This is a genomic window from Streptomyces sp. NPDC091972 (genome assembly GCF_044756385.1).
Classification (GTDB): domain Bacteria; phylum Actinomycetota; class Actinomycetes; order Streptomycetales; family Streptomycetaceae; genus Streptomyces.
In genome coordinates, this window is the sequence record NZ_JBIVSV010000011.1 from 126651 (window position 1) to 138972 (window position 12322).

General features: G+C 72.4%; 10 protein-coding genes. 2 read left to right on the top strand and 8 right to left on the bottom strand.

Annotated elements, in window-relative coordinates; all coding sequences use genetic code 11:
• Window positions 1-7 precede the first annotated feature (7 nt).
• Together purH and purN are read right to left on the bottom strand one after the other, a co-directional pair.
• Window positions 8-1570: a bifunctional phosphoribosylaminoimidazolecarboxamide formyltransferase/IMP cyclohydrolase gene (purH, locus tag ACIQJT_RS29390; RefSeq protein WP_365455882.1), complete on the bottom strand. Its 1563-nt coding sequence runs from the start codon at window positions 1568-1570 to the stop codon at window positions 8-10.
• A complete protein-coding gene (gene purN / locus ACIQJT_RS29395; protein WP_402648587.1) occupies window positions 1567-2214 on the bottom strand; it encodes a phosphoribosylglycinamide formyltransferase in 648 nt (215 codons plus the stop codon). Before purN ends, purH begins: the two co-directional genes overlap by 4 nt.
• Before the next feature lie 283 nt (window positions 2215-2497).
• Between purN and ACIQJT_RS29400 the strand changes: the two genes are divergently transcribed.
• The gene (locus ACIQJT_RS29400; protein ID WP_365455888.1) at window positions 2498-3283 is read left to right on the top strand and encodes a hypothetical protein; all 786 of its coding nucleotides are present in this window, start codon (window positions 2498-2500) and stop codon (window positions 3281-3283) included.
• Between the two features lie 25 nt (window positions 3284-3308).
• Here ACIQJT_RS29400 and ACIQJT_RS29405 read toward each other — a convergent pair whose 3' ends face one another.
• On the bottom strand, window positions 3309-4928 hold the full coding sequence (locus ACIQJT_RS29405) for a DUF6350 family protein (RefSeq protein ID WP_402648873.1): 1620 nt from the start codon (window positions 4926-4928) through the stop codon (window positions 3309-3311).
• Window positions 4929-5041: 113 nt separating this feature from the next.
• On the opposite strand from ACIQJT_RS29405, the gene ACIQJT_RS29410 reads away from it, so the two are divergent.
• Window positions 5042-5926 (top strand): RNA polymerase subunit sigma-70, encoded by an 885-nt coding sequence (locus ACIQJT_RS29410; RefSeq protein WP_402648590.1) that lies wholly within the window; start codon window positions 5042-5044, stop codon window positions 5924-5926.
• A gap of 202 nt (window positions 5927-6128) precedes the next feature.
• Here ACIQJT_RS29410 and sucD read toward each other — a convergent pair whose 3' ends face one another.
• From sucD to ACIQJT_RS29435, 5 genes are all read right to left on the bottom strand, one after another.
• Window positions 6129-7013: a succinate--CoA ligase subunit alpha gene (gene sucD, locus ACIQJT_RS29415; RefSeq protein WP_365455894.1), complete on the bottom strand. Its 885-nt coding sequence runs from the start codon at window positions 7011-7013 to the stop codon at window positions 6129-6131.
• Window positions 7014-7033: 20 nt separating this feature from the next.
• A complete protein-coding gene (gene sucC, locus ACIQJT_RS29420) occupies window positions 7034-8215 on the bottom strand; it encodes an ADP-forming succinate--CoA ligase subunit beta (RefSeq protein ID WP_402648594.1) in 1182 nt (393 codons plus the stop codon).
• Window positions 8216-8676: 461 nt separating this feature from the next.
• Entirely contained in the window at window positions 8677-9309 is a 633-nt protein-coding gene (locus tag ACIQJT_RS29425; RefSeq protein WP_402648597.1) for a hypothetical protein, read from the bottom strand.
• 183 nt (window positions 9310-9492) lie between these two features.
• Window positions 9493-10647 (bottom strand): hypothetical protein, encoded by a 1155-nt coding sequence (locus tag ACIQJT_RS29430; RefSeq protein WP_402648600.1) that lies wholly within the window; start codon window positions 10645-10647, stop codon window positions 9493-9495.
• Between the two features lie 243 nt (window positions 10648-10890).
• Window positions 10891-12120: a VWA domain-containing protein gene (locus tag ACIQJT_RS29435; protein WP_402648602.1), complete on the bottom strand. Its 1230-nt coding sequence runs from the start codon at window positions 12118-12120 to the stop codon at window positions 10891-10893.
• Window positions 12121-12322 lie beyond the last annotated feature (202 nt).

A 12322-nucleotide genomic window follows, 5' to 3' on the forward strand; every position in this document is an offset into this window, starting at 1 on the left:
AGGTGTCTCAGTGGAAGAAGTGCCGCGTCCCCGTGAAGTACATGGTGACGCCGGCCTTCTTCGCGGCCTCGACGACGAGTTCGTCACGGACCGAGCCGCCCGGCTGGACGACCGCCTTCACACCGGCCTCCAGGAGGACCTCCAGGCCGTCCGGGAAGGGGAAGAAGGCGTCCGAGGCGGCGTACGAGCCCTGCGCGCGCTCGGCGCCGGCCCGCTCGACGGCGAGCTTCGCGGAGTCGACGCGGTTGACCTGGCCCATGCCGACGCCGACCGAGGCGCCGTCCTTGGCGAGGAGGATCGCGTTGGACTTGACGGCCCGGCAGGCCCGCCAGGCGAACGCGAGCTCGGCGAGCTCGTCCGCGCCGAGCGCCTCGCCGGTCGCCAGGGTCCAGTTCGCCGGGTCGTCGCCCTCGGCCTGGAGGCGGTCGGTGACCTGGAGGAGCGCGCCGCCGTCGATGGGCTTGACCTCGGCGGGGTGCGCGGGCGCGGCCGGGGCCTTCAGGACACGGATGTTCTTCTTCCTGGCGAGCGCCTCGAGGGCGCCGTCCTCGTAGTCGGGGGCGACGATGACCTCGGTGAAGATCTCGGCGACCTGCTCCGCCATCTCCTTGGAGACCGGACGGTTCACCGCGATCACGCCGCCGAACGCCGACAGCGGGTCACACGCGTGTGCCTTGCGGTGCGCCTCGGCGACATCCGAACCGACCGCGATACCGCACGGGTTGGCGTGCTTGATGATCGCCACGGCCGGCTCGGCGTGGTCGTACGCGGCACGGCGGGCGGCGTCCGTGTCCGTGTAGTTGTTGTACGACATCTCCTTGCCGTGGAGCTGCTCGGCCTCGGCGAGGCCGACGCCGGTGCCGTCGACGTAGAGCGCGGCCGGCTGGTGCGGGTTCTCGCCGTAGCGCAGGGTGCTCTTGCGCTCCAGGGCGGCGGCGACGAACTCGGGGAACGGCGAGTCGTCCGCGGGGGCGTAGGCGCTCGCGAACCAGCTCGACACCGCGATGTCGTACTCGGCGGTGTGCCGGAACGCCTCGGCGGCGAGCCGCTTGCGGGCGGCGAGGTCGAAGCCGCCGTCCTTGACGGCGGCGAGGACGTCGGCGTAGCGCTCGGGGCTGGTGACGACGGCCACCGAGGGGTGGTTCTTGGCGGCGGCGCGCACCATGGACGGCCCGCCGATGTCGATCTGCTCGACGCACTCGTCGGGGCTCGCGCCCGAGGCGACGGTCTCGCGGAACGGGTAGAGGTTCACGACGACGAGGTCGAACGGCTCCACACCGAGCTCCGCGAGCTGCTCGCGGTGGCTGTCGAGGCGCAGGTCGGCGAGGATGCCGGCGTGCACGCGCGGGTGCAGGGTCTTGACCCGCCCGTCCAGGCACTCGGGGAAGCCGGTGAGCTCCTCGACCTTGGTGACGGGGACGCCGGCGGCGGCGATCCGGCCCGCGGTGGAACCGGTGGAGACGAGCTCCACCCCCGCTTCGTGCAGGCCGCGTGCGAGGTCTTCGAGGCCGGTCTTGTCGTAGACGCTGATGAGCGCCCGGCGAAGGGGCCGCTTGTTCTCGGCGGTCACTGGATAACTACCTTTCGTCCCTCAATGCGATAGCCGTTGCGGGCGAGCCGCCCCACGACCTCGACGAGCAGCCTTCGCTCGACTTCCTTGATGCGCTCGTGCAGAGCGCTCTCGTCGTCCTCGTCCCGGATCTCCACCACGCCCTGGGCGATGATCGGTCCGGTGTCGACGCCGTCGTCGACGAAGTGGACGGTGCAGCCGGTGACCCTGGCTCCGTACGCGAGCGCGTCACGGACGCCGTGGGCGCCGGGAAAACTGGGCAGCAGGGCGGGGTGGGTGTTCACGAACCGCCCGCCGAAGCGCGCGAGGAACTCCTTGCCCACGATCTTCATGAACCCGGCGGACACCACGAGGTCGGGTTCGTGCGCGGAGACCGCCTCGGCGAGGGCGGCGTCCCACTCCTCCCGCGTCCCGAAGTCCTTCACCTTGCGGACGAAAGTGGGGATCCCGGCCCGCTCGGCCCGCGCGAGCCCCTCGATGTTCTCGCGGTCGGCCCCGACGGCCACGATCTGGGCGCCGTACGCCTCGGTGCCGGCCGCCGCGATGGCGTCCAGCAGCGCCTGGAGGTTCGTACCGGATCCGGAGACCAGCACGACCAGGCGCTGGACCGGCCTGGCCTGCTCGGCCACGGGCTTGGCGGCCACGGCGGGGCCCTTTCTCGGGAGAGCGTCTTCCTGCGGCCGACGGCTTGTACATTCATACGAATGCTTCGGGCCCGGGGATACGGGGAAGCCTACGAAGCGGCCGACCGTCAGCAACGATACCGGCACTCCGGACGGCCCCCGTGGGACGGGGGCGTGGCCGGAAGGTAGCGTCTGCAAGGAGCCGGTCCGGGAACGCGGGTGGTGCGCGGTGCGTTCACCGGGTGCCGGCTCACGCCGGACGCTTCACGTACTCGACGGACTCCAAGGGGAAGACGCTCACTTGATGTCGGACCGCAGCCTGCGACTCCTCACGCTCCCCCAGCAGTCGGTGCAGGGAGGGGAGCGCAGCGGCGTGCTGCTGCGGGAGCAGCCCACGTCACCGCCGGACGCCCCGCCCTCCGGCAAGAAGAACGGCGAGGGGCAGGGCGGTCAGGCCGAGGACGACAACCCCTTCGCCCCGCCGCCGGAGGGCACCCCGGACCGCCCGTGGCGGCCGCGCCGCCCCGAGGGCTCGGACGAGGGCCGGGGCGAGGGCGGTGGCCGCACCCCGTGGGGCAGCCAGTGGAGCGACCGCCAGCCGGGCCGCTCCGACGGCGGCTTCGGCGAGCGCCCGGGCGCGAACCCCGGTGGCGGTCCGCAGGGACCGGGCAGCGCCGGACCGGGTATGCGCTGGGACCCGACTGACCCCTCCCAGCGCCGCGCCCGCTACGCCCTGCTGTGCGGCATGTGGGCCTTCTTCTTCGTCCTCTTCGGCTGGCCGTACGTCAGCCTGCTGCTGGGCGCGCTGGCCCTGTACTGGGGCGGCAGCGCCCTGCGCGCCAAGCCCCGCACCGGCGACCCCGACACCCCCGCCCCGCCGCAGTCGGGCCGCCCCCAGACCACCGCGGCGATCAGCGGCCTGGTCACGGCCTCGCTGGCCATCGTGCTGGTCGCCGCGAGCTTCACCGCAAGGCTCGTCTACAGCGACTACTACACCTGCACGAACGACGCCCTCACCAACGTGGCCGAGAAGTCCTGCACCGACCTGCTGCCGAAGGAGCTCCGGGGACTGCTGAGCACGAACGGCTGACGCCGGGGCGCGGCCTCGACACCGGTCAGTCGGTGGCCTGAGGCTTCTCGGCGGGCTTCTCCGGCGGCGCGGACGCCTCCTTCAGCGCGGCCCAGCGGGCCTCCAGGAGCGCGTCGTCGTACCAGGGCGTCGTCGAGGGCACCTGCTCCGCGGAGGGGGCGGGGGGCAGGTAGTCGTACGGCTCGAAGGCGTCGTCCTCGTCGAAGGGACCGGCCTCCCGCGGGGCGGGCGCCTCCACCGGTCCGGCATCCGGTCCGGCCTGGGGCCTCTCGGTCCTCCCGCTGCTCTCGGCCGTCCCGGTGTCTCCGGTGTCCTCGGCCTGCCCGGTCCTCTCGCTCCGGTGCAACCAGCCGTTCGCCGTGGACAGCCGCCGCCGCACCCCGCCCCTCGTGCGGCCCCGCCAGGCCCGGACCGTCAGCGCCAGCGGCATCCCCGCCGCCGTGATCCAGCCCGCCACCGCCGCGCCGACCTGCCACCACACCGGCCCGAACCGGGCCAGCACGCCCACCCCGAGTGGTCCGCCGGCCAGTGCGGCCAGTACCGCGACCGCCCCCGCGCACAGCACCGCCGCCCACAGCACCGCGCCCGCCGTCCGCCGCCGCGACCAGCTCGCGTCCGCGGCCCGCCCGACGGACCACCCCACCACCGCCCCGGCCACCACCGGCACCACCCCCGCCGCCCAGTGCTCAGGCCCGCCGGCCCCCGCCTGCGGTACCGCCGCGAGCAGCGGGAAGGGCGGGAGCAGCGGCGCCGGGTCCGACGCCAGCGGCCCGACGGCATGCCCCGCGCCGAGGACGAACCCGGGGCCGGTGGCGTACCCCGCCGCCCACACCGCCGCGTTCGGCATCAGCGCCAGACAGAGCAGGAGGACGGCGAACCGTCCCGACCACCCCTCCGTGAGCTGGAGGAACGAGCTCCGCGTCGCGTCTCCGTGCGCCACCAGCGACACCGCCAGCACCACCGCCCCGCCCCCGACCAGCACGGACACCCCGGCCGCCGCGGCTCGTGCGGCCGCGGCGAGCCGTGCCCGCGCCTCCGCCCCGAGGACGACCCGCCGCACCCCGGCGGGCAGCAGCACCAGCACCCCGTCCAACGCGTCGGAGGGACGGCCGGACGCCGTCCACACCCCCGCCCAGGCCGCGCCCATGACGACGACCGGCAGGCACACGCAGGCCCACGTCCACGAGGGCCGCAGCGGCCCGCCGGACGCGTACAGCGCGGCGGCCGCGCCGACAGCGAGGTAGCCGAGCACGACCCCCGTCCACGCCGTCCGCCCGGACGCCTGCGGCGGCTCCTCGTCCCCGGAGGCCAGGTCCCGCGCCGCCCGGTGCACCAGCCACACGGGCAGCGCGAGCAGCAGCAGCGGAGTGACGCCGACGGGCGCCGGGACACCGGAGAGCGTGTCCGTGCGGACCAGCTCGGCCCCGTGCGCGAGCAGCCACAGGGCCGCAGCCACGTGCAGTGCGCCACCCGGTCCGCTGTCGGGGTAGGGCGAGCTGATCCACAGCACGATCACGAGCACGGCGAACGAGCCGAGCCCCAGTCCGGCGGCCACCGCACCGCCCAGCAGGGCGGCGGTCAGGCCGGGCGTCCGGTCGCGCAACCGGGTGAGCAGGGGTGACAACGACGTGCGGCGGGCGGTCATCTGGATCACTCCGCCATGCTCCCAACGACACGCGCTTTCTCGTCGTAACAGGCGAAGCTCCGATGTGTCGCTCAATATACGACTATGTACTTTTTCGCACGAAGGGGCGCCCGGTGACGCAGGATCAGGTCGCGAGGGCGAAGGGCGCCGCCGACGAGCTGACGGACCCTCAGCAGGAGTACGAGGAGCCCGCCGCCCCCGCCCTGACACCCGCTCAGGCCTTCGACGCGCTGTACGCGTTCTGCGCGCCCGCCCTCGTCCGGCAGACCTATCTGCTCACCGGCCGTCGCGAGCTCGCCCGCGAGTCGGTCGAACGGGCCTTCCAACTCGCCTGGCAGCGCTGGCCCGAGGTGGCCGTGGACCGGGACCCGGCGGGCCGGGTACGGATCATGGCGTACGAGTACGCCCTCTCCCCCTGGCACCGGTTCCGGCCCCGCTACCGCAATCCCGAGGCACCCGTCGCCGACCCGGCCGACCGCGCGCTGATGGCCGTACTCCTGAAGCTCCCGCCGTCGCAGCGGCGCACGCTTCTGCTGTACGACGGGGTGGGCCTCGACCTTCCGGAGACGGCGGCGGAGTCGGAGGCGAGCACCCCGGCGACGGCCTACCGGCTGATGAACGCGCGGGCGGCGGTCGCGGCCCGGCTTCCCGACCTGGCCGACCCCTCCGAACTGCACGAGAGGCTGGTCTCGCTGGCCTCGAGGGAACGGTTGCGGGCCGCGCAGGCGCCCGCGGTCAGGACCGGGAGCGAGCGCCGGGCACGCTTCTGGACCCAGGCGGCGATCGCGTTCACGGTGGCCCTGATCGGCGCGACGGCCCTCACCCTGCGCACGGCTCCGACCCACTACGAGCCACCGGTGGCACCGGGGGCGGAGATCCAGGGAGTGCCGAAGCGGGTGGGGCAGGGGCCGCTGTCGGAGGCGGAGGTGTCGCTCCGCGAGAAGCTGCGGAAGAGTGCGGGGAGCGGCCCGGAGAGGATGGCACCGTCGGTTCGTTAGCCGCGGGCCGGCGGGGGCTGGTCGCGCAGTTCCCCGCGCCCCTTTCAGGTGGGTGCGGGGAACGTGCCCCTTCAGGGGCGCGGGGAACTGCGCGAGCAACCACAACGCGCCCGCACCCGCCCGACGACCCGCCGCCCCGTGACGCGCCGATGGGCCCGCCCCCACACAGGGAAGCGGGCCCATCCACGTGCAGCCGAGTGCCTCAGCCGGCCAGGATCTCGCGCGCGAGCTTCGCCGTCTCGGTCGGCGTCTTGCCGACCTTGACGCCGGCGGCCTCGAGGGCCTCCTTCTTCGCGGCGGCCGTGCCGGAGGAGCCGGAGACGATGGCGCCGGCGTGGCCCATGGTCTTGCCCTCGGGCGCGGTGAAGCCCGCGACGTAGCCGACGACCGGCTTCTTCACGTTGTCCTTGATGAACGCCGCGGCCCGCTCCTCGGCGTCGCCGCCGATCTCACCGATCATCACGATCAGGTCGGTGTCGGGGTCGGCCTCGAACGCGGCGAGCGCGTCGATGTGGGTGGTGCCGATGACCGGGTCGCCACCGATGCCGACGGCGGACGAGAAGCCGATGTCACGCAGCTCGTACATCATCTGGTAGGTCAGCGTGCCGGACTTCGAGACCAGGCCGATGCGGCCCGGCTTGGTGATGTCGCCCGGGATGATGCCGGCGTTCGACTGGCCCGGGGTGATGAGACCGGGGCAGTTCGGGCCGATGATCCGGGTCTTGTTGCCCTGGGACACGGCGTAGGCGTAGAACGCGGCCGAGTCGTGGACGGCGATGCCCTCGGTGATGACGACCGCGAGCGGGATCTCGGCGTCGATGGCCTCGACGACGGCCGCCTTGGCGAAGGCCGGCGGTACGAAGAGGACGGAGACGTTCGCGCCCGTCTTCTCCATCGCCTCGGCCACGGTGCCGAACACCGGGATCTCGGTGCCGTCGAAGTCGACCGACGTGCCCGCCTTGCGGGGGTTCACGCCACCGACGATGTTCGTGCCGTCGGCCAGCATGAGCTTGGTGTGCTTCATGCCCGTGGCACCGGTCATGCCCTGGACGATGACCTTGGAGTCCTTGTTGAGGAAGATAGCCATGGCTGTTAGTCCCTCGTCCCTTACTTCGCAGCAGCCGCGAGCTCGGCGGCCTTGTCGGCCGCGCCGTCCATGGTGTCCACGCGCTGGACCAGCGGGTGGTTGGCGTCGGAGAGGATCTTGCGACCCAGCTCGGCGTTGTTGCCGTCGAGGCGGACGACGAGCGGCTTGGTGACGTCCTCGCCCTTGTCCGCGAGCAGCTGCAGCGCCTGCACGATGCCGTTGGCGACCTCGTCGCACGCGGTGATGCCGCCGAAGACGTTGACGAAGACGGACTTGACGTCCGGGTCGCCGAGGATGATCTCCAGGCCGTTCGCCATGACGGCGGCGGAGGCGCCACCGCCGATGTCGAGGAAGTTGGCGGGCTTGACGCCACCGTGCGCCTCACCGGCGTACGCGACGACGTCCAGGGTGCTCATGACGAGACCCGCGCCGTTGCCGATGATGCCGACCTCGCCGTCGAGCTTGACGTAGTTGAGGTTCTTGGCCTTGGCGGCGGCCTCCAGCGGGTTCGCGGAGTCCTTGTCCTGGAGGGCCTCGTGCTCCGGCTGGCGGAACTCGGCGTTCTCGTCCAGGGAGACCTTGCCGTCCAGGGCGATCACGTCACCGGAGGCGACCTTGGCCAGCGGGTTGACCTCGACCAGGAGGGCGTCCTCCTTGATGAAGGTGTCCCACAGCTTGACGAGGACGTCGACGACCTTGTCCGCGACCTCGGCCGGGAACTTGGCGGCCTCGACGATCTCGCGGGCCTTGGCCTCGGTGACACCCTCGTTGGCGTCGATCGGCGTCTTGGCGACGGCCTCGGGGCGGGTCTCCGCCACCTCCTCGATCTCCATGCCGCCCTCGACGGACGCGATGGAGAGGAAGGTGCGGTTGGCCCGGTCCAGGAGGAAGGAGACGTAGTACTCCTCCACGATCTCCGGGGCCGTCTCGGCGATCATCACCTTGTGGACCGTGTGGCCCTTGATGTCCATGCCGAGGATGTTGGTCGCGTGCTCCACGGCCTCGTCGGCGGAGGCGGCGAGCTTGACGCCACCCGCCTTGCCACGGCCGCCGACCTTCACCTGGGCCTTGACGACGGACTTGCCACCGAGGCGCTCGGTGGCTGCGCGGGCCGCCTCAGGCGTGTCGATGACTTCACCGGCCAGCACCGGTACATCGTGCTTGGCGAAGAGGTCCCTCGCCTGGTACTCGAACAGGTCCACGCGCTTCCGTCCCTATCAGTGATCTCGCGGTTCGTTGTCTGCGTGGGCGTGCCGCGAGGGCAACGTGACGTCCGACCACTGTCTGTGTCACAAGGGAGGCGCACACGGTGTCCGAGCGCGCGGCATGTCCGTCTCGCAGGTTATCGCTGCTTGCAGGAGGCCCCTAAATCGAGGGTCACACCTGAGCGGTGATACCTGTCACATGATGCCGCGCTCACTGGCACGGCGTGCCGCGTGTGAGGTGACGGGAAGCCATCGCCGGCACATGGGGAAGGGCCTCACCGGGGTGGGGTTGCCCCGGTGAGGCCCATGGTGCAGCCCCTCGTCACGAGGAGCCCGGGCGGTGGGTCCCTTCCCCGATGGGACCTCTCCGCCCTGTCCGTGAGGTTCCGGCAGGACAGACCGACGGCTTTCGGCCGTCCGGGGTCCGTCGCCTCACGGAGTCGGTGGTGGGGGGACGGTCAGGCGCGGTGGTCGCGCGCGTGACCCGGGGTGAGGGACTCGGCCACGCCCTGGACGCCGGTGACGGCGTGCCCGGCGAGCGGTCCCGCGGTGTCCTGGAGAGTCCCGGTCAGATCACCGGCGAAGGGGCCGACCTGCCCGGCGACGGGGCCGGCCTCGCCGACGACGCCGGTGGCGAACGGCCGGACGTCCTGCGTGACGCCGTGGGCCGGCGTCGAGGTGCTGCCGGCGACCGGCTCCACCATGCGGGTGACGGTGTCGACGACGGGCCGCACGGCTCCGGTGACCCCGTGCGCGAACGCCGGGACCTCACCCGTGACGCCGTACCCCAGGTCGGTGCTGTGACCCGCCACGCCGTGCGCGAGCGGAGCGACGTCCCCGGCCACTCCGGTCGCGAAGGGCCGGACGTCCTGCGTGACGCCGTGCGCGAGGGCGGTCGCGTCCGCGACGGCCTGCCCGGCGACCGGCACCACACCGTGCACGGTGGTGTTCACGACCGGCGGCAGCACGGCGTCCGTCGCCGAGAGGGCGGTGGCCGGGAGTTCGTCCGCGTCGGCCACGGTGGTGCCGAGTGCCCACGCACCGGTGACGCCGGCGGCTATGACGAGGGAACGGCGGATGTTCTTGTTCATGTGTGCGTCAGATCCCTGGATCTTGGGGTGCCTGGTGCGGCACGGGGACATCCGGAGCCACGGGGCTCCCAGGGGATCCGTCCGGAGTTGCGAGGAGATCTCGGGGAGACCTGGGGGGTCCGAACGGCTGGGGCAGTCCTGTTCCGCCCCCGCGCGCAGGTCGGCGGGGAGGGGAGGTCTGCCCTAGCCGGGGAAGACGGGGATGTCCCGGTGCCTGTCCCGGGTCCCGGCCGCGTCGACGCTCGCGGCGGCACCGGGCACGAGCCGCAGCGGCGCCCGGTGGTCAGGGGTGATGGCATGCGCGTCGCCGTGTCGCGACGAGCCGTTGTCGACGGCCGACTTGCCGCCCAGGGTTCCGTCCGGGTTGTCGGAGGGTGCCTGGTGCGCGGGCGTGTGGGCGGTGGTGGTCGTGGCGGTGGCACGGTGGACGGAGGAGCGCGTGCCGGGCTCGGTCACAGTGCCGTGTCCGGCGAACCGCGGCCCCTGCACGGCGCTGTCGGCCGCGGGGCCCTCGTCACCGGCGTCCGGCTGCTCCGCCGCGTGCTTGCCCGGCTGGGGCTGCGGTGCCGAGGTGACCGGCGCGGGCGCGGGCAAGGTCTGCCCCGGTATCCCGGGCAGGCCCGGAAGCGTGGGGGCGCCGGGCACCGTCGGCAGGGTCGGCCACGACGGGGACTCCGGGTACGACGGCAACGTCGGCCACCCCGGCAGGGTCGGCTCGGCCGGTATCCCGATCGTCCCCGTCAACCCCGTGGTCACCGTCTCGACCAGATCACCGACGGGCTGAACCAACTCACCTACGGACGGGACCAGATCAGCGACCGGCGGAACCAGATCACCGACCGGTCGCACGACACCGTCGGCCACGGTGCCGATGACGTCCTCGGTCACCGGGCGGTCGGCCTTGCCGTCGGCAGGGTGGGGGGAGGTGTCGGGAGCGGCAGCCTGGGGGGCCAGCGGCTTGAGGGTTACCGGCTCGGGGGTTACCGGCTCGGGGGTTACCGGCTCGGGGGTTACCGGCTGGGGGGTGGGGCCCTTTGCGGTGTCCGCGTACGTGTCCGTGTTCGTCTCCGTGTCCGCTCCGGTCGCCGCGGCCGTGTGCGGGGCCTGTGACGCGGCCGGGAGCCGCACCGGCCGGTCGACGGCCGGGAACCGCACCGGCTGACCGGCCGCCCTGCCCGCGAACGCCCCGACGCCGTCCGCCGCGTGTGCCTGCTCCCCGCAGAGGAAGCCGAGCACGAACAACCCGCCCACCAGCAGCCCCACGTGCAGCGCGCGCCGCCCGCCCACCGCGCGCAGCACGCGCGCGACGGCACCGGGAAAGGCTGCTGACCAGGTCAAGAGGGGCCGGGTCCTTCCGTGCGAAGGAACGAAGAGAAGCAGAAAGCGAAACGAAACGGAGGTGAAAGGGAACGAAGGCGAAAGGAAAACGGAGGGGAAGGGTGAAGACTGTGGAGAAGCCGATCCTTGCACGGGGTGCCCGAGGTCGCGCAAGTCCCCTGTTACCGATGCGTAGTCATGTCCGTTTTGCTGACCGAAGCCGCAGGTCACCGGGTCGACAAATCACCAACGGCCGCCCGGGGTTCACACCGGGTCCGGTATCGGCAGCGGGCGCTTCTCGATGGCCGCCGCCATCACCTCGGGGAACAGGTCGGGAGTGCAGGCGAACGCCGGTGCCCCCAGCGCGGCGAGCGCGGCCGCGTGCTCCCGGTCGTAGGCCGGCGCCCCCTCGTCCGACAGGGCGAGCAGCGTCACGAACTGCACCCCCGACGCCTTCATCGCCGCCACCCGCTTGAGCATCTCGTTGCGTATGCCGCCCTCGTAGAGGTCGCTGATCAGCACCATCACCGTCTCCGCGGGCCGGGTGATCTGCGACTGGCAGTACGCCAGCGCCCGGTTGATGTCCGTGCCACCACCGAGCTGGGTGCCGAACAGCACGTCCACCGGGTCGTCGAGCTGGTCGGTGAGGTCGACGACCGCCGTGTCGAAGACTACGAGCCGGGTGTCGATCGACCGCATCGACGCCAGCACCGCACCGAACACGGACGCGTAGACCACGGACGCCGCCATCGACCCCGACTGGTCGATACAGAGGACGACCTCCTTCTTCACCGACCGGGAGGCCCGGCCGTAGCCGACGAGCCGCTCCGGCACGATCGTCCGGTACTCGGGCAGGTAGTGCTTGAGGTTGGCCGCGATCGTGCGGTTCCAGTCGATGTCGTGGTGGCGTGGCCGGCTGATCCGGGCGCTTCGGTCGAGGGCGCCGGTGAGCGTGGCCCGGGTGCGAGTGGCCAGCCGCTTCTCCAGGTCCTCGACCACCTTGCGCACGACGGCACGTGCCGTCTCCTTCGTGGTCTCCGGCATCGCCTTGTTGAGGGAGAGAAGTGTGCCGACCAGGTGCACATCGGCCTCGACCGCCTCCAGCATCTCCGGTTCGAGAAGCAGGGTGGACAGCCCGAGCCGGTCGATGGCGTCCCGCTGCATGACCTGGACGACGGAGGAGGGGAAGTACGTCCGGATGTCCCCGAGCCAGCGCGCCACGGACGGCGCCGAGGCCCCGAGACCCGCCGAACGCTCCTTCCCCGCCTGCCCCTTCCCGTCCCCCCTGCCGTAGAGCGCGGTCAACGCCCCGTCCATCGCGGCATCCCGCCCACTGAGCGCGCACCCGGTCCCATCGGCCGCCTCCCCACCCAGCACCAGCCGCCAACGCCGCAGCCGCTCGTCGGTGGAGGACGGAGCGTCATCGGTAACCACGACGGGGGTTTCCGCCGGGACCCCGGTCGTCCCGTCCGGAATGGACGGTGTCGAAGGCATCGGGTGTACCGGGTGTGCCGGGTGTGTCGGGTGTGTCGACGGAGGTTCCGGAGTCGCCCCAGTCGTCGAGTCGTTCGGCTCTGCGGTCATGCCCTCGCCCCCGTCCGGAGACGGTCCCAGAGCGGGACCACCACCACGCCCGTCACCGAGTTGTACTTGACCCGGGACCCGGTTCTGCTCCCGGAGGCGGCTCCGCGCCCGT

Excerpts from the sequence above, each read along its gene's own strand:
- sucD (WP_365455894.1), bottom strand. The coding sequence starts at position 7,013 with ATGGCTATCTTCCTCAACAAGGACTCCAAGGTCATCGTCCAGGGCATG.
- ACIQJT_RS29435 (WP_402648602.1), bottom strand. The coding sequence starts at position 12,120 with ATGCCTTCGACACCGTCCATTCCGGACGGGACGACCGGGGTCCCGGCG.
- ACIQJT_RS29405 (WP_402648873.1), bottom strand. The coding sequence starts at position 4,928 with ATGACCGCCCGCCGCACGTCGTTGTCACCCCTGCTCACCCGGTTGCGC.
- ACIQJT_RS29425 (WP_402648597.1), bottom strand. The coding sequence starts at position 9,309 with ATGAACAAGAACATCCGCCGTTCCCTCGTCATAGCCGCCGGCGTCACC.
- ACIQJT_RS29400 (WP_365455888.1), top strand. The coding sequence starts at position 2,498 with ATGTCGGACCGCAGCCTGCGACTCCTCACGCTCCCCCAGCAGTCGGTG.